The sequence below is a fragment of the Flavobacterium sp. 9R genome, from assembly GCF_902506345.1.
GTDB lineage: Bacteria > Bacteroidota > Bacteroidia > Flavobacteriales > Flavobacteriaceae > Flavobacterium.
Genome location: NZ_LR733413.1, coordinates 1,435,334 through 1,458,338, shown reverse-complemented (window position 1 = coordinate 1,458,338; position 23,005 = coordinate 1,435,334). Strand labels below are relative to the sequence as shown.

General features: G+C 37.7%; 15 protein-coding genes. 5 read left to right on the top strand and 10 right to left on the bottom strand.

Annotation, left to right across the window (positions count from 1 at the left end):
- Positions 1-7: 7 nt before the first annotated feature.
- Complete coding sequence (locus FLAVO9AF_RS06430) at positions 8-1,240, top strand: glycoside hydrolase family 26 protein (RefSeq protein WP_159685915.1); 1,233 nt, start codon at positions 8-10, stop codon at positions 1,238-1,240.
- 7 nt (positions 1,241-1,247) lie between these two features.
- Positions 1,248-2,525 (top strand): cellulase family glycosylhydrolase, encoded by a 1,278-nt coding sequence (locus FLAVO9AF_RS06425; RefSeq protein WP_159685912.1) that lies wholly within the window; start codon positions 1,248-1,250, stop codon positions 2,523-2,525.
- 69 nt (positions 2,526-2,594) lie between these two features.
- Here FLAVO9AF_RS06425 and FLAVO9AF_RS06420 read toward each other — a convergent pair whose 3' ends face one another.
- From FLAVO9AF_RS06420 to FLAVO9AF_RS06400, 5 genes are all read right to left on the bottom strand, one after another.
- The gene (locus FLAVO9AF_RS06420) at positions 2,595-3,551 is read right to left on the bottom strand and encodes an aldo/keto reductase (protein WP_159685910.1); all 957 of its coding nucleotides are present in this window, start codon (positions 3,549-3,551) and stop codon (positions 2,595-2,597) included.
- A gap of 97 nt (positions 3,552-3,648) precedes the next feature.
- Entirely contained in the window at positions 3,649-5,943 is a 2,295-nt protein-coding gene (gene bglX, locus FLAVO9AF_RS06415) for a beta-glucosidase BglX (RefSeq protein ID WP_159685908.1), read from the bottom strand.
- A gap of 263 nt (positions 5,944-6,206) precedes the next feature.
- Positions 6,207-7,586 (bottom strand): sialate O-acetylesterase, encoded by a 1,380-nt coding sequence (locus FLAVO9AF_RS06410; RefSeq protein ID WP_159685906.1) that lies wholly within the window; start codon positions 7,584-7,586, stop codon positions 6,207-6,209.
- The gene (locus FLAVO9AF_RS06405) at positions 7,576-8,703 is read right to left on the bottom strand and encodes an SGNH/GDSL hydrolase family protein (RefSeq protein ID WP_236552286.1); all 1,128 of its coding nucleotides are present in this window, start codon (positions 8,701-8,703) and stop codon (positions 7,576-7,578) included. Before FLAVO9AF_RS06405 ends, FLAVO9AF_RS06410 begins: the two co-directional genes overlap by 11 nt.
- 215 nt (positions 8,704-8,918) lie before the next feature.
- Complete coding sequence (locus FLAVO9AF_RS06400) at positions 8,919-9,344, bottom strand: DUF1573 domain-containing protein (protein ID WP_159685904.1); 426 nt, start codon at positions 9,342-9,344, stop codon at positions 8,919-8,921.
- A 155-nt stretch (positions 9,345-9,499) separates the two neighbouring features.
- Between FLAVO9AF_RS06400 and FLAVO9AF_RS06395 the strand changes: the two genes are divergently transcribed.
- Both FLAVO9AF_RS06395 and FLAVO9AF_RS06390 read left to right on the top strand, forming a co-directional pair.
- Positions 9,500-10,765 carry a sensor histidine kinase KdpD gene (locus tag FLAVO9AF_RS06395; RefSeq protein ID WP_159685902.1) on the top strand — a complete coding sequence of 422 codons (1,266 nt, stop codon included), beginning with the start codon at positions 9,500-9,502 and terminating at the stop codon, positions 10,763-10,765.
- Positions 10,758-11,441: a response regulator transcription factor gene (locus tag FLAVO9AF_RS06390; RefSeq protein ID WP_159685900.1), complete on the top strand. Its 684-nt coding sequence runs from the start codon at positions 10,758-10,760 to the stop codon at positions 11,439-11,441. Before FLAVO9AF_RS06395 ends, FLAVO9AF_RS06390 begins: the two co-directional genes overlap by 8 nt.
- 73 nt (positions 11,442-11,514) lie before the next feature.
- Here FLAVO9AF_RS06390 and FLAVO9AF_RS06385 read toward each other — a convergent pair whose 3' ends face one another.
- The 4 genes from FLAVO9AF_RS06385 to FLAVO9AF_RS06370 form a co-directional block, all read right to left on the bottom strand.
- Positions 11,515-13,056: an acyl-CoA carboxylase subunit beta gene (locus FLAVO9AF_RS06385; RefSeq protein WP_159685898.1), complete on the bottom strand. Its 1,542-nt coding sequence runs from the start codon at positions 13,054-13,056 to the stop codon at positions 11,515-11,517.
- A gap of 37 nt (positions 13,057-13,093) precedes the next feature.
- Positions 13,094-14,533 carry an acetyl/propionyl/methylcrotonyl-CoA carboxylase subunit alpha gene (locus tag FLAVO9AF_RS06380; protein WP_159685896.1) on the bottom strand — a complete coding sequence of 480 codons (1,440 nt, stop codon included), beginning with the start codon at positions 14,531-14,533 and terminating at the stop codon, positions 13,094-13,096.
- Positions 14,534-14,540: 7 nt separating this feature from the next.
- The gene (locus tag FLAVO9AF_RS06375; RefSeq protein WP_159685894.1) at positions 14,541-15,026 is read right to left on the bottom strand and encodes an acetyl-CoA carboxylase biotin carboxyl carrier protein subunit; all 486 of its coding nucleotides are present in this window, start codon (positions 15,024-15,026) and stop codon (positions 14,541-14,543) included.
- A gap of 161 nt (positions 15,027-15,187) precedes the next feature.
- A complete protein-coding gene (locus FLAVO9AF_RS06370) occupies positions 15,188-17,407 on the bottom strand; it encodes a radical SAM protein (RefSeq protein WP_159685891.1) in 2,220 nt (739 codons plus the stop codon).
- 157 nt (positions 17,408-17,564) lie between these two features.
- Here FLAVO9AF_RS06370 and FLAVO9AF_RS06365 point away from each other — a divergent pair, with 157 nt between their 5' ends.
- Positions 17,565-21,641: a T9SS type B sorting domain-containing protein gene (locus FLAVO9AF_RS06365; protein ID WP_159685889.1), complete on the top strand. Its 4,077-nt coding sequence runs from the start codon at positions 17,565-17,567 to the stop codon at positions 21,639-21,641.
- A 41-nt stretch (positions 21,642-21,682) separates the two neighbouring features.
- Here FLAVO9AF_RS06365 and FLAVO9AF_RS06360 read toward each other — a convergent pair whose 3' ends face one another.
- Positions 21,683-22,966, bottom strand: a complete 1,284-nt coding sequence (locus FLAVO9AF_RS06360) for an MFS transporter (protein ID WP_159685886.1) — start codon at positions 22,964-22,966, stop codon at positions 21,683-21,685.
- Positions 22,967-23,005: the final 39 nt, after the last annotated feature.

The window sequence follows — 23,005 nt, the reverse complement described above, 5'->3', positions numbered from 1 at the left end:
GAACAACATGAAAAACCACTTGCTTAAAATACTATTTTTCGTCACAATAATAGGATTAAATAGTTGTTCAAAAGACAATCCAACTTCTGAACCAGTAGTGGTTGATCCTCCGGTAGTAGTTACTGATTTGCTTACGACCAAAAATGTAAAAACCTATATGGTCGATGCCAATGCAACCGAAGCAACAGTAGCCTTATTTTACAATTTAAAAAAACTTGCTAAAACCCGTTTTGCCATAGGTCAACAAGACGCCTTTAATGGCTTTTACAACAACGGTTCATCAGCACAATCTGATATTAAAAAAACGACAGGAAACGACCCTGCAGTTTTAGGTTTAGATTTTATGTTCATTACCGACAAAAGCAACAATGGACAAAGCGATAATTGGTTTTACCAACAAGAAAAAATAATCATTGATGATGCCAAAGAAGCCTTCGGCAAAGGAATGATCACCACTTTTGCGTGGCACTTGAGAGAACCCTTGAAAGAAGAAAGTTTCTATGCTGCCGATATGACTACAGAACAAAAAGCAACAGCTTTCAAAAGTATTTTACCCGGCGGAAGCAACCACAATTGGTACAAACAAAAGTTAGACAAAGTCGCTTCTGTTTTCTTGAACTTAAAAGATGCCAATGGTGTATTGATTCCTGTAATTTTCCGTCCATTTCACGAATTTGATGGCAATTGGTTTTGGTGGGGACAAAATTATTGCACCGCAGAAGAGTACAAAACAGCTTTTCAATTCACGGTCGATTACCTCAAAAACACCAAAGGAGTACATAATGTATTATATGCCTTTTCACCTGACAATTCATATAGCACTGCAACCAACTATTTGAGCAGATATCCAGGTGACGCTTATGTGGATGTTCTCGGAATGGATAATTATGGTGACTTTAATAACCAAGGGCAAACCGGAGCCGATCGCGCCAATACGAAACTAAAAATGATTTCGGAACTTGCCATTAGCAAAGTAAAAATTGCAGCTATGACCGAAACAGGTTACCAAGTTACAGCTACTACTCCTGCCATAGCCAATTGGTTCTCGACTTATTTATACAGTTCCCTTACCAACAACAACATCGAGATAAGTTACGTACTCTTTTGGACCAATTCAAAAGATGGTTATTATGTACCCACACCAGGCACTTCAAACGTAGCAGATTTTACCACTTTTGCTACAAAAACCAAATCGGCTCTGGTTAATAAATTACCTAAAATGTACGTTTTACCTAATTAATTTTCAAATGAAGAAAGTATTCCTATTGTCATTTTTACTTGTTTGTACTGCTATTGGACAAGCTCAAAAAATGATTACCGTAAAAGATAACCAATTCATCAAAAACGGTAAAGCCTACCATTTTATTGGAACAAATTATTGGTATGGTGCGATGATTGGTACCAAAACAGGCGACCGAAAGCGTCTTTTAAAAGAATTGGATGAACTCAAAGCTAATGGCATAACCAATTTAAGAATCCTTGTGGGTGCCGAGGGCGGCGATCAAGATTATACTGTTACACCAGCCTTACAACCCAATAAAAATAGTTATAACACTGAACTATTAGAAGGTCTAGATTATGTGTTATCCGAAATGGGTAAACGCGATTTGAACGCCATTTTGTACCTCAACAACAACTGGGAATGGTCAGGCGGAATGGCAAAATATTTAGAGTGGAATGGTTACGGAAAAGTACCTAACCCCAATATTGCCCCCAACACTTGGCCGCAGTTTATGGAATTCACCTCCAAATTTCATACTTGCGAACCCTGCAAAGCCGATTTTATAAAACACCTTCAGTTTATTATGGGAAGAACCAATACAATAACCCATAAAAAATACACTGAGGATCCCGCTATTATGGCTTGGGAAGTAGCCAATGAGCCTCGCGTATTTACTAAAGAAAATGAAGCCGCTTTCACCCAATGGCTCAATGAAGTGGTAAACGAAATGAACCGATTGGATCCTAATCACCTCATCACAACGGGTTCTGAAGGGAAAGCGGGCTCTAATGACGATTTAGCCACCTTCGAAAGAACACATACCAATCCGAATATAGACTATTTAACTATGCACATTTGGCCCAAAAACTGGGGCTGGTACAAGATAGAAGATGAGAAAGAATCCACTCCAATCGCTATTGAAAAAACAATAGCTTATATCGATGAGCATATCGTAGTCGCCAAGAGATTGCAAAAACCAATTGTATTAGAAGAATTTGGATATCCAAGAAGCCAAGAAAGTCTAGACAGAAAAGCTTCAGTAGTATATAGAAACGAATTTTATAAAGTTGTATTCGATAGACTGTTGAAAGCTATTAAGGAAAAAGAACCTTTTATTGCTTTGAACTTTTGGGGGTATGCGGGCATAGCCAAAAACAATCCCAAAGATGGAAAATGGAAAATAGGCTTAGACTTCACCACTGATCCTCCTCAAGAACCACAGGGATTAAACTCTGTTTTCTCGTCAGAAACCAGCACTATGGAGTTGATTAAAAAGTACAATAAAAGCATCAAAAAAATGTAATAAAAAAAGGATGAAGCCTATCAAAACTTCATCCTTTTTATTTATCAATTACTATTTCAAAAATTGTATTCAACTCAAAACACGTTCAATAGCCTCCAATTCATCCGCTGTAAAAGACAATGCATTCAAACTGTCGAGATTATTATTCAGTTGTCCCACAGAACTTGCTCCAATCAACACCGAAGTAATCCTACTGTCTTTGAGTAACCAAGCCAAAGCCATTTGTGCCAAAGATTGATTTCGCTCTTTTGCTATTTCGTTCAATCGAATGATTTTCTGAATGCGTTCCTCCGAAACTTCGGCTTCTTGTAAATGTCCATTAGGATTGTGAGCCCGAGAATTCTCTGGAATTCCTTTCAAATATTTATCGGTCAAAAGACCTTGTGCTAAAGGCGAAAAAGCAATACAACCCACACCCTTTTCTTCGAGAACATTTAGCAATCCTTCTTCGGGAGTTCTTACAAACATTGAATATTTGGCTTGATGAATCAAACAAGGAGTACCTAATCGCTTCAAAATTTCGGCTGCCTCTCTGGTTTGTTCTGGATTGTAATTCGAAATACCAGCATACAAGGCTTTCCCACTTCGAACGGCAAAATCCAATGCCATCATCGTTTCTTCTAAAGGCGTTTCTGTATCAAAACGATGCGAATAAAAAATATCTACATAGTCTACATTCATTCTCTTCAAGCTCTGATCCAAACTTGACAACAGGTATTTTCGTGATCCCCAATCGCCATAAGGACCTTCCCACATAGTGTAGCCCGCTTTGGTCGAAATTACAATTTGATCTCTTAGATTTCCTTGAAAATTATTCTTTAGTATCTGACCAAAATTCGACTCTGCCGAACCTGGAACCGGCCCGTAATTGTTGGCCAAATCAAAATGAGTTATCCCTCGATCAAAAGCAGTTTTGGCGATACTTTCCGCATTTTCAAAAGAATCCACCGAACCGAAGTTGTGCCATAATCCCAAAGAAATTTGCGGTAATAACAAACCACTTTTTCCACATCTGTTGTATTGCATAATCCTGATTTAAATTGAATTAAATATAAAACACGAATTTCACGAATTTACACTAAATAATTGGTGCAAATTCGTGAAATTCGTGTTTGTTTATGAATTACTCCAACTCAAATCGGCCTTCCAAACCTTTATCCGAGCTTCCGCCAACCATCAGTTTAAAGGTTCCCGCTTCTACCAAGTACTTCCCTGCATTGTCATAGAATCCTAACTCCTTCTCAGTCAAAGTAAAGGTTACGGTTTTGGTTTCTCCTTTTTTCAAAGCAATCAACTCGAAGCCTTTTAGTTCTTTTACAGGTCTGGCCAAACTTGCCGCAACGTCTTGGATATACAATTGCACCACCTCTTTACCATCATAATTACCGGAATTGGTAATATCCACCGAAACCACAACCGGCTCTCCTTTTGCGAAAGAAGCTTTGCTGATTTTTAAATTTTTATAGTCAAAAGTGGTATAACTCAACCCAAAACCAAAAGGAAACAAAGGCGTTTTCTCTACATCAGTATAATGCGACCAGAACACATTTTTGTCGCTATTTACAGGTCTTCCAGTGTTGTAATTGTTATAATAAATCGGCACTTGACCTACATTTCTTGGGAAAGACATTGGCAATTTACCACTCGGATTGTAATCACCATACAACACCTGAGCCACCGCATTACCGGTCTGTGTACCCAAATGCCAAGCCTCAACAATCGCAGGAATATGTTCCGCTGCCCAAGGCAAAGCCAAAGGTCGACCGTTGTTTAAAACCAAAACAATATTTGGATTCACTTTATACACTTCTTCTAATAATTCTTGTTGAACGCCCGGTAAATCTAGATTCGTTCTACTACGTCCTTCTCCTGATTGAAAACCGTGCTCACCCAAAACCATCACTACAACATCTGCGCTTGCTGCAACTTTTTTAGCAGCAACAAATCCACTTTTATCGTTAGTATTGAACACCAGTTCGTCAATAAACGTGGTTTTACCCACCGTCAAATCGGCACCTTTTTCAAACGTTAGTACGTTGCCTTTATACTTTTGCATTCCTTCCAAAACCGAAACCGCTGTATTGTCATCCGAAGCAATTCTCCAGCTTCCCAACGGACTGTTTTTATCATTAGCCAAAGCCCCAATCAAGGCTATTTTTTGACCCGATTTTTTTAGCGGAAGTATCCCCTTTTCGTTTTTCAACAATACAATCGACTTCTTTGCCATATCTAGCACTGCCTCATTATTAGATTTACTACCCAAGGTCGCTTTCTCACGCTTTTCATCGCAATATTTATAAGGATCATCAAACAAGCCCAATTCAAACTTCACACGCAAAATTCTGCGAACGGCATCATCAACCAGCGCTTCTTTTACTTTTCCTTCTTTGACCAACTTCACCAATTCGACCACATACAAATGCGATTCCATATCCATATCCGAACCTGCAATCACTGCTTTTGCAGTCGCTTCTGCTCCATCTTTGGCAAAACCGTGCGGAATCATTTCCCGAACCGAAGCCCAATCTGAAACCACAAAACCGTCAAATTTCCATTGTCCTTTTAAAATATCCCTTTGCAAAAATGCATTGCCTGTAGCGGGAACGCCATTCAAAATATTAAACGAATTCATCAACGTACGCACACCCACATCTGTCGCCGCTTTAAACGGAGGCAAAACGGTATTGTATAATTTAGAATCGCTAATGTCTACCGTATTGTAATCCCTTCCTGATTCGGCAAAACCGTAGGCCGCAAAATGTTTCGCGCAAGCCGCTATCGTATTCACTTTCATTAAATCGGCTTTGGTGTCGCCTTGAAAACCGGTCACTCTAGCTTTGGCAATTTTACTTCCCAAATAAGGATCTTCTCCCGCACCTTCCATCACTCGTCCCCAACGCGCATCATTCGAAATATCTACATTTGGGCCAAATGTCCAGTTGATCCCAACCGCCGATGCTTCGTCTGCTGCCACTTGAGCCGATTTTTTAATCGCTTCCAAATCCCAGCTCGCAGCCTCAGCCAACGGAATTGGACTCAAGGTTTTGTATCCGTGAATCACATCAAAACCTATAATCAGAGGAATCCCCAATCGGGTTTCTTCGACTGCTATTTTTTGAACCGCTTTAACTTCCTTCACGCCACGAACTGTAAGCATTGAGCCCACCCATCCTTTGCGTAAATGTTCGTATTTCTTTGCTGCATCGCCTCCTTTGGGCGCTGGTCCCGTTACTTCCCAAAAACCATTGTACTGGTTCATTTGTCCCACTTTTTCCTCCAACGTCATTTGTTGCATTAACAAATCAATTCGTTCTTCAATGGGTTTCGTTTGATCTAAATGTGGTATTTTTTGTGCATTCATACTTCCAGTTATCATCAGGGTAAAAATCCCTGTCATTACTACTATTTTTTGCTTCATATTATGTTTTTTTTTTACTTTTTGGGCGTGCCCCGCCAGATACTTCGACAAGCTCAGTAGGCGGGTCGGGCTATCCGCTACAAGTCCTCGCTCCGAGAAAATCGGAGCTGTGGCTTTTCACTCCTATCCCTCACGTGAAATCCCATAAATCAATGCGTTTTTTGGTTATTCTGGGGAACGAAGAATCACATATTGTGAACAGCTTGTATCATTCAAGATATGGGATTTCTCCTCCGTCGAAATGAAAAATTTATGCTATGTACTTACTCACTTATAAAAGTCGAAGCCGGTAAATTCGCTTGATTAAAAAGTGTAGCTTGATCCGTATTTTTCCAAGCGTAACGCACTTTAGTCGGCGCCTTTACTTTATCAGATTGTACGATGACCGAATTATTCTTAATCACAGCTGTTGCTTTATAAAACACATTGTCAGCACCCGCAACTTCAAACAAATTGGATTTTTTATCCTTAAAATACAAGCCTTCTGCATAGTCAAAAGTGACTAGTACTTTACTTTTTTCCATTTTTATGGCTTTAAACAATGGACCATTCACCAATGTTTTGTTTGTTTTATAAATATTTGCCAAAGCCAAATTACCCAATCGAATCCCCACCGATTTTTTATCCTTTGGATGAATATCATCAATAGGCGAAATATCGCTAGTAACCACCAATCCTGTATTGGGAACTTGTTGGACTACTTTTCGCTGAGCATCGCGAATCACAGCACCACCAAAATGATCTTCTCCATACTTATAAGGAGCAATTTGCACCACATAAAACGGAAAGTCGTACTGCCACAATTGTCTCCACGAAGTAATCAAAGCCGTGAGGGTTTTATCATAAACTGTAGATCCCACATTGCTTTCTCCTTGGTACCATAAGGCCCCTGCAATTTTGAATTTAGTCAACGGATAAATCATAGCATTAAAGGCGCGTCCCGGCTGATTGGGACCGTAACTTTCTTCTTTTCTAGTTTTGGCAGCTTCCAACAAAACAGCATCCTTTTGAATCACTTCTTCGGGCATCCAAATCTCCGCTGGCGTTCCTCCCCAATTGGATGAAATCAAACCAATCGGTACATTTTTTAATTCTTCTTGTAAACGCTGCCCAAAAAAATAGCCCACAGCGCTAAAGTATTTCATCGTCTCTGGTGTACAGGTGGTCCAAGTTCCAGATACATTATTTTGCGTTGTGGACGCTGTTAATTTGGGGATTGAAAAGAATCTTATGGTGGTATTTGTGGCATTTTTTACTGCTTCATCGCCATTGGTTATTCCCCATCCGGCATTCATTTCCATATTTGATTGCCCAGAACAAATCCAAACTTCTCCAATCAAAATATTTTTAAGAACAAGTTCGTTGTACCCTTTTATGGTAATTGTATAAGGCCCTCCTTCTTTGGGCGTTGGAATCTTAATTTCCCATTGGGCTTGATTGTTCGCTTTGATTTTGTACGTTTCATTGTTCCAACTTGGAGTAATCACTACTTCTTCCTGCGGATTTGCCCAACCCCAAAATGTCACATCAGCATTGCGTTGCAAAACCATATTATCCGAAAAAACATTCGGAAGCGTAACATTGGCGAAGGCGGTATTTGAAAGTATCAGTAAGAAAACAATTCTAAAGATGTTATTTTGCATCGAGTAATTTTTTAAAGAAAGGATTTAATTGGTCGGCCATCACTTTATCATCAGCAATATCGGGATGATAACCACAACCTTTCGGAGACATCGGCTGGAACTCGAACAAGCCTATCGGTTTGTGAGCTTTGTCCGTTTCAAAAGCTTGGATTACTTTTTTCAAGCATCTCACCAAAGTCACATTACGATCTCCCGAAACCATAGGGCTGGTCAACAAAACAATTCGGGTATTGGGTGAATGTTTGTATACCGTTTTGATAAAATCAATATAATTCGCTACGTATTTTTCTTCATTAAAAGGCAATCTAGGCTTTTTTCCATCACCATCCGAAAGGTCATTAGTACCCAAACAAATACTCACCAAATCCGGCTGAAATGCAAAATCATACGATTTGGATTGGTCTTTGTTCAAATGTAAATTTTCGTAAACATCAGGCATAATAGCTTCTTCCAAATGCTCGTCATTCCAGTTGCGATACATTCCAATTCCAGAAACAGAACTCAACAAATAATCTGCATCCAAACGTCTAGAAAGCACTGGTCCGTAGGCCAAATAGCCGTTGTGTTGATCGTACCATTCGCCCGACCCACAAGGAATCGGATTGGAATCATTGCCCATTCCACAAGTAATAGAATCACCAATGAACTCGATTTTCTTTTTCTTTTTGATTTTTGTTTTCGAAGGAATCACTTGGGCTGTGGTGCCTGCAAAAAGTACACTGCCATTGGCCGCCTCCGTGGCTTTATACACCTCTAATCGGTGTGTTTTTTGAGCAGAAGTAACTTGTATTGGAAAAGATTGAGCACTTCCTTTTTCTATTCGTAAACGGCCCAGATACTGACCATCTACTACCAAAGAAACATAATTATGATGTTCAAAACCATCCACACTTTGAAGCGAAATAGCACAAGTCGAACCCGTAAACTCAAAAGCCACCGAAGCAGCCGAACCAATAAGAAGTACTTGATTATTCTCGAGTGGGTTTACTCGACCTGACAAAGTATAATAATTAGAGCTTTCTTGTTTTTGTTGTGCCGATAGATTCATCGCTAGCAACAAAACCAAAGCAAAACGTAACTTATTTAAAAACATTAATTTTGGAAATTTATTTAACATAAGCTACAAATTTAAAGGGATAGATTAGTAAATTTAGATACTATTATTTCATTTTCTAATCAAATAATACCAAATGAATTTATAGCATTCGCCTTTTTATAAATTCACTTCCCATTTGATACCCTAAGCGTCTAATTTTTTTCACCTGAAAAGTAAACGCACAAAAAAACCACCCTTTTGAGAGTGGTTTGATTGCTTTTATAATCTATAATGTATTAGCTTTTCACTGTAGCCGCAACTACTGTTCCTTTGATAGTTAATACTTTTGGAGTCGCTTCTGCATTAGAAGTAACAGTTACTGTTTTAGTAAAAGCTCCCATAGCTGCTGCATTGTAAGTAGCAGTAACCGTTCCTGATTTTCCTGGAGCGATTGGAGTTTTAGTATAATTAGTAGCTGTACAACCACAAGAACCTTGAACATTAGTCAAAATTACAGGAGTTTTTCCAGTGTTTTTGAATTCAAAAATAATAGGTTTTGGAGTACCTTGAGGGATAGAACCCACATCAATAGTTTCTGATTTCCAAACCAAAACGCTTGCATAATTTGCTACTTTGGTTACCATTGTTTTAACTGGAGTAATAGCTGAGAAAGACATTAATCCAAAAGCTACTGCCAATAAAGAGATTTTTAACATTTTCATAATTTCTATATTTAATTGTTTAGTTTTCTATTTTTCAAATATAGTTACTCTTTTTGGGATTGCTGTTAAACAAATTCAAATGATTGTTAACGACTTGTTAATGCCTTAAAAACAACTTATTTTTACTTAATATTACATCAAAAAAAGACCCTTTCTTGAAAATCAATCGCCTCAATAGTATCATTGTCATTGGACTCATTGCCATCATCGGTATTTTATTGGCACAACTATTATGGACCAAAGAAGCTTTTCGAATCGAAGAAAAAAAATTCAGTCAAAAAGCTCATATAGCATTGTATGAAGTAGCTAAAAACTTGTACAAAGGCAACAATCAGGAAATTCCAGTGCAAAATCCAGTGCAAAAAATCTCTAATGATTATTACATCGTCAACGTAGAGAATGATTTTGATGCCTCGATTTTGGAATTTTACCTCAAATCCGTTTTCAAAAAGTTGGGCGTTACTACAGATTTTGAATATGCAATTTATAATTGTCAGAGCGACGAAATGGTCTATGGCAATTATGTTTCCCTTGACGAAAAAGACACTTCTAAACATTCCATTCATTTTCCCAAACACAAAAACTTGGTCTATTATTTTGCCATTCGTTTTCCCAACGAAACGAGCTTCTTATTCAGTTCTCTTAAGTTTTGGTTTGTGCTTTCTTTAGTTTTGGTGTTGATTCTTTTGATTTATGTGTATTCAATTTATACGCTTTTGCAACAAAAAAAATATTCCGATTTGCAACGTGATTTCATCAACAATATGACTCACGAATTCAAAACACCTTTGTCGTCTATACTCATTGCTTCGAATTATTTGAGCAAACAAAAACCAATTACTGATGACGAAAAGCTGGAAAAATATGCACAAATCATTGTGGAGCAAAGCAACAAACTGAACCAGCACATCGAGAAGATTTTGACGGTTGCCAAATCGGATGCTAGGCCCTTGCAACTCCAAAAAACTACGTTTGAATTTCTTCCCATCATCAAAGAAATCATAGAAAACTGTCAACTCAAACATCCAATGGTGGTGTTTCATTTAGATAATCAAAGTAGCAAAACTCAACTAAACGGTGATGTTTTTCATTTTTCAAACATCATCTATAACTTAGTAGACAATGCGATAAAATATTGCGAAAAAACACCCGAAATCACACTTCGTTTTACCGATACCAAACAGCATTTACAAATTGACTGCATCGATAACGGAATTGGGATTGAACCTAAAAAAATTCCTTTTATTTTTGATAAATTCTACCGAATTCCATCCAAAAAAAGCAATGAAATCAATGGTTTTGGACTAGGGCTGTATTATGTAAAAAAAATTTGCGATTTACATCATTGGAAAATAACTGCAAAAAACAACGAGACTTTTGGGACAACTATAACTTTAGTATTGCCGATAAAAAATGAATAATCCAAAAATTTTATATGTCGAAGATGATGCCACTTTGGCTTTTTTGACAAAAGACAATTTAGAACAAAATCAGTACGATGTTTACCATTGTGAAGATGGCGTGGCTGCTTTAGAATGCTTTCATAAAATTGATTTTGACATCTGTATTTTCGACATTATGTTGCCCAAAAAAGATGGTTTTGAATTGGCCGAAGCCATACGAAAAATCGATACTCATATTCCCATCATTTTCCTTTCGGCCAAAACACTCAAAGAAGACCGCATCAAAGGATTGCGTTTGGGCGCCGATGATTATTTGGTAAAACCCTTTAGCATCGAAGAGTTATTGCTCAAGATTGAAATTTTCTTAAAGCGTTCTCAAAAACAGGACAAACTCGAATCTGCTCCCTATCAAATTGGAAAATACACCTTCGACACCAAAAACTACTTGCTTTGGAATGCCTCCGAAAAAATAAAATTAACCCAAAGAGAATCCGAGTTATTGAAGTTATTTCTCGACAATAAAAATGTCGTCTTAAAACGAGAAGAAATCCTAACTGCACTTTGGGGTGATGATGATTATTTTATGGGTCGCAGCTTGGATGTTTTTATTTCGAGATTGCGTAAAATTTTAGCCAATGAACCTGGCATTTCCATTGAAAACCTACACGGTATTGGCTTTCGTTTTTTTTGCTAAACCCTCAAACATAACTCTATAAAAACAACAAAACCACCTTATTCAGGTGGTTTTGTTGTTTTACTCCAATGAACTACAACGGAATATTACCGTGTTTTCTGTCTGGTCTATTGACTGTTTTTCCTTCGAGCATACTGAAGGCTTTCAACAACTTTCGACGGGTATCTTCTGGAAGAATAACCTCATCTATAAATCCGCGTTGTGCTGCGGTATACGGATTGGCGAATAACTCAGCATATTCCGCTTCTTTTTCTAATAACTTCGCTTCATGGTCTTCGGCTTCGCTAATTTCTTTTTTGAAGATAATTTCAGAAGCTCCTTTGGCACCCATTACCGCAATTTCTGCCGTAGGCCAAGCAAAATTCATATCGGCACCAATGTGTTTTGAATTCATTACATCATAAGCACCTCCATAGGCTTTTCGAGTAATCACCGTCACTCTTGGCACGGTCGCCTCACTAAAAGCATATAATAATTTAGCACCGTGTACAATGATTCCGTTCCATTCTTGGTCGGTTCCTGGTAAGAAACCTGGAACGTCTTCCAACACCAACAACGGAATATTGAAACTATCACAAAAACGCACAAATCTCGCGGCTTTGATCGAACTCTTCACATCCAAACAACCGGCTAAAAACATTGGATTGTTGGCTACAATTCCGATACTTCTTCCTCCCAAACGGGCAAATCCAACAATAATATTTTCGGCATACTCTTTATGAATTTCATAAAAAGAATCGGCATCAATAATCCCTCGAATCACTTCGTGCATATCATACGGTTTGTTGGCACTGTCTGGAATAATCGTAGCCAATTCCATTCGTACTTCATCACCCAAAACATAAGGTACTTTTGGAGTCGTTTCTTTATTATTTTGTGGCAAATAGCTCAAAAGATTTTTGATACTGTTCAACAAAGCCACTCCGTTGGGAGCAGTTAAATGTGCCACTCCCGATTTGGAAGCGTGCGTTACGGCTCCACCTAAAGCTTCTGAAGATACTTCCTCATTGGTTACCGTTTTCACTACATTGGGACCCGTAACAAACATATAACTGTTGTTTTCTACCATCATAGTAAAATCGGTCATCGCTGGGGAATACACCGCACCTCCCGCACAAGGTCCCATAATTGCCGAAATTTGTGGAATAACCCCTGAAGATTGTACATTGCGATAAAAAATATCAGCGTAACCTCCCAAAGAACGAACACCTTCTTGAATTCGGGCACCTCCAGAGTCATTTAATCCAATCATTGGCGCACCCACTTTCAGTGCCATATCCATTACTTTGCAAATTTTCTCTGCGTGTGTTTCGGACAAAGAACCACCAAAAACGGTGAAATCTTGGGCAAAAACATAGACCAATCTTCCATTAATGGTGCCGTAACCTGTAACTACACCATCTCCGTAAATCAGGTCCTTCTCCATACCAAAATCGGTAGTTCTATGAGTAACCAGCATCCCAATTTCTTCAAAAGAACCTTCGTCCAACAAATACATCACTCGCTCTCTTGCGGTTAGTTTCTTACCAGCGTGATGTTTATCAATTCGGGCTTGACCACCACCCAATTGGGCTAGTGCTATTTTTTCGTTTAATACTTTTATTTTAGATTCCATACTTTTCTGTTATTATTAAAATGTACCAAGCACCTATTTAATTAGGCAATCGAAGCACTTTTTGGTCCTGTAAATACTGTTGCAAAGCCAATTTTGCTGCAATCAATGCTTCTTTCTGGGTTTGTTCTTTTAAAATCTCAGGATTGTAATACTTCTTTACAAAATTGGTATCAAAATCTCCCGAACGAAACGCCTCGTGCTGCATTACAAAAGCACCAAAAGGTAATGTGGTTTGCACGCCTTCCACTTTATAATCAGCAATAGCTTGTTCCATACGCTGAATAGCTTCTTCACGAGTGGCTCCGTAAGTGATTAATTTGGCCAACATCGGGTCATAATAAATAGGCACATCCATTCCTTGAGCATATCCGTTATCCACTCGGACACCTTCGCCTTCTGGCAATTGGTATACTTCTAGATTACCTACACTCGGTAAAAATCCATTCAAAGTATCTTCGGCATACACACGTAATTCTACAGCGTGACCGTGAATTTTCAAATCTTCTTGTTGCAATGTAAGCGCTTCGCCTCTAGCCACACGAATTTGCATTTCGACTAAATCGACTCCAGCAATAATTTCAGTAACAGGATGCTCTACTTGCAAACGCGTATTCATTTCTAAGAAATAAAAATTCAATTGTTCATCTACCAAAAATTCCACGGTTCCTGCACCTAAATAATCACAAGATTTAGCAACCAATACAGCGGCTTCACCCATTCTTTTTCGAATTTCAGGAGTGATAACCGCAGAGGGCGCTTCCTCCACTACTTTTTGATGACGACGTTGAATACTACATTCTCTTTCAAACAAGTACAACACATTGCCGTGACTATCAGCCATCACTTGAATTTCGATATGTCTTGACGACGCCACATATTTTTCAATAAAAACTGCTCCGTCTCCAAAAGCAGCCACTGCCTCGCTAATAGCTCGGTTCATTTGCGCTTCAAAATCGGCTTCATTATCTACAACGCGCATCCCTTTTCCGCCACCTCCTGCAGAAGCTTTGATTAGAATAGGAAAACCAATAGCTTTTGCGGTAAGCTTAGCCTCTTCAATATCGGTAATCGCGTGGTCCACTCCAGGAACCATTGGAATATCGTATTGTAGAACGGCTTCCTTGGCTGCCAATTTACTACCCATTATATGAATGGCTTTGGATTTTGGACCAATGAATATGATGTTATTTTTTTCAGCTTCTTCGGCAAACTCAGCATTTTCGCTCAAGAAACCATACCCTGGATGAATCGCATCTGCTTTTACCGATTTGGCAACTTCTATAATTTTACTTCCTAACAAATAGGACTGATTGGATGGTGCTTCACCAATACAAACCGCTTCATCTGCAAAAGCTACGTGAGGCGCGTTTCGGTCTACAGTAGAATACACAGCCACTGTTTTGATTCCCATTTTTCGAGCAGTTTTCATCACGCGAATCGCGATTTCTCCTCTATTGGCAACTAGTATTTTTTTCATTTTTTTTCTATTCAAATTCTACTAACAATTGTCCTTTATCTACGGCATCGCCAACAGCTACAGCAATCGATTTGATTACTCCATTTCGTGGCGACTGAAAACTGTTTTCCATTTTCATCGCTCCCAAAATGAGTAAATTATCGTTTTCTTGAACGGTTTGTCCCACACTCACATTGATTTCTAAAATTAAACCAGGCATAGGTGCTTTAATGGCATTTACTTTTTGTACCGTGCTGGTATCAAATCCCATTTCTTTAATCAAAAGGTCCAAAGCGTCAGCAATGGCAACAGTATACACTGAATTGTTCACTTCAATAGTGTATTCCTTCTTATGAAAATCAGCAGCTATAATCTGAGCTTGATACCGCTTGTTTTCACTTAAAATATGAAATTGATTGTCAGTTGTCGCAACCGCATCCAGCGCATTGGCTGAGACTGCATCGCATTCGAAATGAAAAGTATCATTTACTTTTAGTTGATAACTACTACTCATGTTTACGTTTTTATTACTGGTAAATGTAATTAAAGAAAACGTTTTCGTAATACAGCTAAAGCGAGATTTATGCAAAAATTAGTAAGTAGCTAACTGTTTTACAAGAAATCATAGTAAATGGTTTTACTAACGATAGATTTCGAAAGAAAATTGTAAAGAAATTATAAAATTAATAATCCAAAGGACTGCAACGTTTGCATCGGTTTTGAATACCAAAACAGCTCAAAATCGGGTAAGTGGTGTTCAAAATCAGTTTTAAGTTCTTGATAAGTATACACTTTGGATTGTGAAACGGCAATTTTGTCTAAAATAGCAACCAACCATTCGCCTTCAGCTTTATTGGTTTGAACAGCAAAACTTTCTTTTTTATCGTGAAAGGTCAATTTAACGAGTTCCCAAGAATTACCTTTTTTGGATTTTGTGAAATATTCAACCGAAGGTTTTCCTCCCAACCAAACTACTTTGGCTGTAGGTTTGGTGTTGAAATTTTCTTCTTCTTGAAGTGCATTAAAAATAAAATCAGGGTGAATTTTGGTTTTTGGAATTTTGAAATCAAACCATTCTTGCAGCTCAAAGTCGAAACAAATACCGTGCATAAAATTAAACAACGATTTCTTCAATCCGAAACTAAATTTTTCGTGGTCAATACCTGTCTTGTCTGTATAATTAATGTCATTGATGGCAAAAATCCCCTTCTCTGAACCTTGTAATGGAATGAGTTCTGGTGTAACACCAAATTTTTCAGGATACAATCCTACTGGGCTGTGAGCGGTCATGGCAAACTGGTGCCAAAATCCGGATTGCAACACACCCGCTTCAAACAATTGACGGACCATTTCGAGACTGTCTATCGTTTCTTGAACCGTTTGGGTTGGGTAACCGTACATCAAATACGCATGCACCATAATACCTGATTCCGTAAAATTGCGAGTCACTTTGGCCACTTGCTCAACCGTTACTCCTTTATCAATTAATTGCAACAATCGGTCAGAAGCTACTTCCAAACCACCTGAAACTGCTATACAACCAGAAGCTTTGAGTAATCGACATAAATCGGCCGAAAAACTTTTCTCAAAACGGATATTCGTCCACCAAGTAACCGATAATTTTCGGCGTAAAATTTCGAGTGCTAAAGCTCGCATTAAAGCTGGTGGTGCTGCTTCGTCAACAAAATGAAAGCCATTCTGACCCGTTTGTGTCATCATTTCTTCCATTCGGTCACACAACAAATTGGCAGCTATAGGTTCGTAGATTTTGATGTAATCCAAAGAGATGTCACAAAAAGTACATTTGCCCCAATAACAACCATGCGCCATCGTCAACTTGTTCCAACGCCCATCGCTCCACATCCGATGCATCGGATTCACCACTTCGATTACCGAAATGTATTTATCCAACAGCAAATCCGTATAATCTGGAGTACCAACTTGCGATTGTTTATAATCAGGTCTTGAAGCATTGTTTTTATAAACGACTTTTCCCTCTTCTAAAATAAAAGTTCGTTTGAATTCTTTGGTATTTGGATTTTGAATATTAGAAATTAGTAATTCAACAGGAAGTTCCCCGTCATCTAAAGTAATGAAATCGAAAAACTCAAACACTCGAGCGTCCGAAAGCGAACGCAATTCGGTATTAGGAAAACCGCCTCCCATAGCAATTTTGATATGCGGATAGTGCTTTTTCACCCATTGAGCCGAACGAAAAGCGCTGTACAAATTCCCGGGGAAAGGCACAGAAATCAGAAACAATTCTGGCTGAATTCTGGCTATTTTTTCTTCTAAAATAGACAATAAAATACCATCAATATAGCTAGGTTCTATTTGCAAAGCTTCGTATAACTCGTCGAATGAATTGGCGCTTCGACCCAAACGTTCGGCATAGCGACTAAAACCAAAATTTTCATCGACACATTCGACTATAAAATCCGAAAGGTCTTCAAGATACAAAGTTGCCAAATGTTTGGCTTTATCTTGTGTTCCCATCGTACCAAAGGCCCAATCCAACTCCTCCAATTGCGCAAAACGTGACGCTTCGGGCAAATAATCTTCTTGACAAATTTGCAAAGCCAAAGTTGGATTTTTGCCTTGCAAAAAAGCAATCACTGGATCTATGGATTTGATATATTCGTCTTGTAGGGCAATTATACGTTTCGAATTATCCGAAATAATTTGCTCAGAAACTTTAAACTTTAAACCTTGAACTTTGAACAAATTTTGAAGTCCTTCTTTCGAAAACAATTTCAAAATCACCTCAATCCCCAAATCCGCTTGCTCTGAGGGTAATTCAAGGGTATTCAAAAAACCTTTGATATATGCCGTCGCTGGATACGGGGTATTCAGTTGCGTAAACGGTGGAGTGATGAGAAAGAGTTTTGGTTTCAAGAGTGAGATTGTTTTGATGCAAAAATAAGGGATAAAAATTGTTTTTTTTGAAAAAGATTGGTTGCCAAAATTTTAATTAAAAAATACACATAATCTCGAAGATAGATTGCTCTTTTTATATATAATTAGCTACATTTATGCCTGTTAAATTTGAAAAATGAAATACAAAATATTCCTACTACTTATTTTAATAATCACTTCTTCTTTTGCTCAAAATAAAAACAAAACAATTGGTTTTAAAGAGAATAAAGGCCAAATTATAAACCAAAATGGCAACCCCAATGATGCAGTAAAATATCTTCTAAACTCATCTGGATTGAATGTTCAAATTAAAACTAATGGTTTTTCATATGATATTTATGAAACCAAAAAAAATCCACTGACTGAAAAGCAAAAAGCAAAAATTCATCCATCATTACAACCCAAAAAAAATAAAGAAGTAATTCCTGAATATTCTTTAGAACGCATTTACCATAGGATAGACATTGACTTTATGAATTCAAATCCTAATGTAGAACTCATAAAAGAAGAAAAATCGAAAGATTACGATAATTTTTATAACGTTTCCAATAAGCCCAATGGTGTTTTGAAAGTTCATAGATACCAACAAATCACCTATAAAAACATTTACCCTAACATTGATGTGGTTTTCACGGTTCCAAAAGACACATTAAAAACCGTAGAATACAATTTTGTAATCCACCCAAAAGGAAATATATCAGATATACAATTAAAATTTAAAGGAGCTGAAACAGCATTAGTTGACAATAAAATCCGAATGAGTGTTCGTTTTGGCGAAATGGAGGAAACCCTACCTGCCAGTTGGACTGAAGATGGAGAAGTTAAAAAAGAGATTGCGGTTGGATATAAAAAAATTAAGAAGAATGTGTATGGCTTTGAAAGTGCTGAAAATGTATCTGGCAAAACTGTGGTAATTGACCCTGTACCCATTAGGCTATGGGGGACGTATTATGGTGGAAATAGCGGGTCTTTTTTAGCAAGGAAAATAAAAGTAGATAAAAACAATCAAGTAATTATAGCAGGAGAAACTTCAAGCGCTACCAACATAGCAACTTCAGGTGCATTTCAATCCACTAAAATTTCAATTGGAGACGCCTCGTTCTTTGCTAAATTTGACACTAATGGAATGAGAATTTGGGGTAGTTATATTAACTCCGCTTACATTTCTGACCTTGCTTTAAATTCTAATAGTGAAATCTATCTTGCAGGCTCTGATTACCTCGATGGCTCCGGAAATTACCTTACTACTACTGGAGCTCATAAAACTAAAAATTCCGATTTTGCTAAAGATGGAATACTTCTAAAATTTGACGCCAATGGTAATCAAATTTGGGGAACATTATATGGAGGTACTAGCCATGATTGGATTAACACCATTAGTCTAGATAATCAAGAAAATATAATCTTAGCAGGAGAAACCCACAGTACGGATGGAATAATTACTACTGATGCATATCAAAATACCAATAATGACACTTTTGGAGGTTGTGGATTTATTGCTAAATTCTCACCAACTGGCAATAGAATCTATGGAAGCTATTTTCCTGGAAAAATAAACTTGTCTACAATAGACAATGACAACAATCTAATCTTTGCAGGTCAATATTTGATTTTGAATGCTAACCAACCCGATATTTCAACTGTTGGAGCACATCAAACTCAAATGCATCATATGGATGGTTTTGTCGTTAAGTTTAATCCAATAGGACAACGAATATGGTGTACTTATTACGGAGGGGATGCTTCTTTTTTTATATCAGTGAATGATTATTTCGATCGTATCACGGGAATTGGTTCTGATAAATTCAACAATATCTATATCTCAGGAACAACAAACAGCATCAATAATATAGCTACAGTTGGTGCCTATAAAGAAAACCTAATTCAGGATGGAGTCAATGCATTTATAGCAAAATTTAATCCTAACGGCGTTAGGCAATGGGGAACATATTACGGTTCAAACTCTTCATCACCATCTAGTCGAGACAAAAGTGAAAGTAGCTGTACATCTGAAGATGGAAATATATACATTACTGGTAATACAAGAAGTACAACAGATATAGCTACACCTGATAGTTACCAAGTAACAACAAATGGTTCTGACGAAGGCTTCATAGCAAAATTTGATACAGATGGAAATCTCAGTTGGGGTACCTACTATGGAGGTGATGGCCAAGACTATATTGAAAGTATTTCTTATAGTCAAGGTAACATTTACACAATGGGTAATACTTTTGGAAGTACAAATTTGGGAACATCAGGCACTGTATTTCCTTCATTATCAGGTGGTAATTTATTCCTTGCTAAATTCCAAGATTGCCTTTCAAACCCCTCAATCACAAGCAACTATCCTATTTGCGTGGGCTCTACTCTTGAACTTAAGGCCTCAGGTGGAACCAATTATTCCTGGACTGGTCCCAATGGATTTACTTCATCACTGCAAAACCCTACAATTACTAATGCTACTGCCATAAATAGTGGCAAGTATTATTGTAACATTACTGGAACAGGAGGTTGTGATGACACAAAAAGTATAGAGGTTTTCGTTGGAGATGCAGAAGCACCTATACCAGATTTAACAACATTACCTACTATTTCAGGAGACTGTCACACCTCAATTACAACAACCCCAACTGCTACAGATGCTTGTGCAGGAACAATTACAGCTACTTCTGCAAGTCCGCTATCTTATAATTTACCCGGAACTTACACGATTGTTTGGCTCTATCAAGATGGAAATGGAAATTCGGTTACTCAAGAGCAAAAGGTAATTATTAATGCTCAACCTTTGCCTGTTTCAACCTCTCCCCAAACCTTTTGCATCCAACAAAATACAACTTTAAATTCGATTGCCATCACAGGGCAAAATGTAAAATGGTATGATGCTTTAACCAATGGAAATCTACTCGCTAGTAATACTTCTTTGCAAAACGGCGTTACTTACTATGCATCACAAACTTTAAACGGCTGCGAAAGCGAGAGAACTGCTGTTTTAATCAATATTCAAAATACACCTACACCAATCACAAATACAAATCAAACCTTTTGTAGTAATCAAAACCCAACGATTGCTGCTATTCAAATAACTGGAACCGACATAAAATGGTACGATGCATCTAGTAATGGTTCTTCCATAGCAGCAACTACAAATCTTATTGATGGCACAACTTATTACGCTACTCAAACCATTAATAATTGTGAAAGTAAACGATTAGGAATTACTGTTTCGATTATAAATACTCCGCCTAGCCCCACTGCAAACACATTTAAATCTTTTTGTAAAAATGAAAATGCATCGCTTAGTACTATAAAGATATCAGGACAAAATATAAAATGGTATGATAGTGCTATTTCGACAATTACTCTCCCTAATGACAAATTGTTAGTAAACAATACTACCTATTATGCTTCTCAAACCATAGGTTGTGAAAGTAGTAGAATTCCAATTCTAATTAGAATTCAAGATACACCATTACCATTAGCGAAAAGCAATCAACAATTTTGTATCGATGAAAATCCACTTCTTTCTAACTTAACTATTTCTGGAACTACCATCAAGTGGTATGATGCTCAAGTAGGTGGCAACCTTTTATCAAACAACACTACTCTTCAAAACGGAAAGACCTACTTTGCAGCACAAACAATTAATGGTTGTGAAAGTGAACGACTAGCGGTTACTTCAATTATACAAGATAGTACTCCACCAACAGCAGATTCAATACAATCCTTTTGCGTTCAAAAAAATGCAAAAATTAGCGATATTTCGATTTTAGGACAAAATATAAATTGGTTCGATAGTCTCACGTCTTTGATAAGTTTACCTGAATCCACTTTACTAACTAACGGAATAACCTATTACGCCTCTCAAACTGTAAACAATTGCGAAAGTACCCGAATCCCAATTTTAATTACTATTCTTGATGCGACAAATGATGAATGTATTAATTTGGTAGATGAACTTCCATATCCAAAATTCTTTACGCCAAATAATGATGGCTTCAACGATAGTTGGACAATTGATTTTAACTATTTAAAACTTAATTCGTCCATTAGAATATTTGACCGCTATGGTAAACTGGTCAAAGAATTAAGAAATAATGATTCTTGGGATGGAACATATTTTGGTCGTGTACTTCCAGCTACTGACTATTGGTTCACGGTTACTCGAAAAAACGGTTCTGAATTTAAAAGCCACTTTAGCTTAAAACGATAAAAAAAAGGCTGTCCGAAAAACATGGACAGCCTTTTTTAATTTTAGAATTTATGCTCAGCTCTACTAATTGCTAGCAAAGCAAGTAAAGAAAGACAAGCAGCCCCCGTCAAATAATACCCCACATACGAAATGTCATAATCCGTAGCCAACCAAATGGCAATCATAGGAGCAAAAGCAGCACCAAATATTCCTGCTAAATTAAAGGTTAAGGAAGCTCCTGAATAGCGGACTTGTGTTGGAAACAACTCAGACAAAAAGGTGCCTAAAGGACCATAGGTAAATCCCATTAATGCCATTCCGATACAAACGAAAACAGTTACCAATACAGCACTTCCCGAACTAAGAAAAAATTGGAAGAAAAAACCAAAAACAGCTATGGCAATAGTAGCGAAAATAAGCATTTTTCTACGCCCAATAGCATCTGCAACCACTGCCGAAACAGGAATAAACAGAGCAAAAAAGAGTACGGAAAACAACTGAATCAACAGAGCATCTCTTTTGGTGAAACCCAAATCAGAGGTTGCCCAACTTAACGTAAATACCGTCATTAAATAAAAAACCAAAAAAGTAGTCACTGCCGCCAAGGTTCCAAAAATCAATTGATTCTTGTAAGAGGTAAGCAAAGTAAGAAACGGTATTTTCACTTCTTCTTCTACTTTTTTAGCCTGCTCAAAAGAAGGCGTTTCAGAAATTTTAGTTCGAATATAAAAACCAACCACTACCAAAAGCGAACTGGCTATAAAGGGAATTCGCCAACCATAATTCATAAAATCATCGTTACTCATACTGTCAGTTAAAAGCAAAAAAGTCCCTCCTGAAAGCAACAAACCTATCGGAGCGCCTAACTGTGGGAACATTCCGTACCAAGCTCTTTTATTGGGTGGCGCATTTTCGATGGCTAGTAAAACAGCTCCTCCCCACTCTCCTCCAAGACCAACGCCTTGCCCAAAACGACACAACATCAACAACAAAGGTGCAGCAATACCTATACTAGCATAACTCGGCAGAAAACCAATGGCAACAGTAGAAACTCCCATAGTAAGTAATGCGGCTACCAAGGTAAATTTACGACCTATCTTATCTCCAAAATGACCAAAAAAAGCCGACCCCAAGGGACGTGATAAAAAAGCAATCGAAAACGTAGCTAGTGACTGCAACGTAGCCATAGTAGCATCTGTACTCGGGAAAAAAAGTTGTGGAAAAACCAATACCGCGGCATTGGCATAAATATAAAAATCAAAAAACTCAATGGTCGTTCCTATCAAACTGCCAAAAAGCACATGCTGCAATGAATTTTTTCCTTTAGAAGGAGTATCTGGGGTCATTTGTGGTGGTTTTAGTTAGTGGTTTAGAATTACAATAAT

Coding starts and splice junctions, on each gene's coding strand:
- FLAVO9AF_RS06380 (WP_159685896.1), bottom strand. CDS start 14,533: ATGAAAAAAATACTAGTTGCCAATAGAGGAGAAATCGCGATTCGCGTG.
- FLAVO9AF_RS06410 (WP_159685906.1), bottom strand. CDS start 7,586: ATGCAAAATAACATCTTTAGAATTGTTTTCTTACTGATACTTTCAAAT.
- FLAVO9AF_RS06405 (WP_236552286.1), bottom strand. CDS start 8,703: ATGTTAAATAAATTTCCAAAATTAATGTTTTTAAATAAGTTACGTTTT.
- FLAVO9AF_RS06400 (WP_159685904.1), bottom strand. CDS start 9,344: ATGAAAATGTTAAAAATCTCTTTATTGGCAGTAGCTTTTGGATTAATG.
- FLAVO9AF_RS06375 (WP_159685894.1), bottom strand. CDS start 15,026: ATGAGTAGTAGTTATCAACTAAAAGTAAATGATACTTTTCATTTCGAA.
- FLAVO9AF_RS06385 (WP_159685898.1), bottom strand. CDS start 13,056: ATGGAATCTAAAATAAAAGTATTAAACGAAAAAATAGCACTAGCCCAA.
- FLAVO9AF_RS06390 (WP_159685900.1), top strand. CDS start 10,758: ATGAATAATCCAAAAATTTTATATGTCGAAGATGATGCCACTTTGGCT.
- FLAVO9AF_RS06360 (WP_159685886.1), bottom strand. CDS start 22,966: ATGACCCCAGATACTCCTTCTAAAGGAAAAAATTCATTGCAGCATGTG.
- FLAVO9AF_RS06365 (WP_159685889.1), top strand. CDS start 17,565: ATGAAATACAAAATATTCCTACTACTTATTTTAATAATCACTTCTTCT.
- bglX (WP_159685908.1), bottom strand. CDS start 5,943: ATGAAGCAAAAAATAGTAGTAATGACAGGGATTTTTACCCTGATGATA.
- FLAVO9AF_RS06430 (WP_159685915.1), top strand. CDS start 8: ATGAAAAACCACTTGCTTAAAATACTATTTTTCGTCACAATAATAGGA.
- FLAVO9AF_RS06425 (WP_159685912.1), top strand. CDS start 1,248: ATGAAGAAAGTATTCCTATTGTCATTTTTACTTGTTTGTACTGCTATT.
- FLAVO9AF_RS06420 (WP_159685910.1), bottom strand. CDS start 3,551: ATGCAATACAACAGATGTGGAAAAAGTGGTTTGTTATTACCGCAAATT.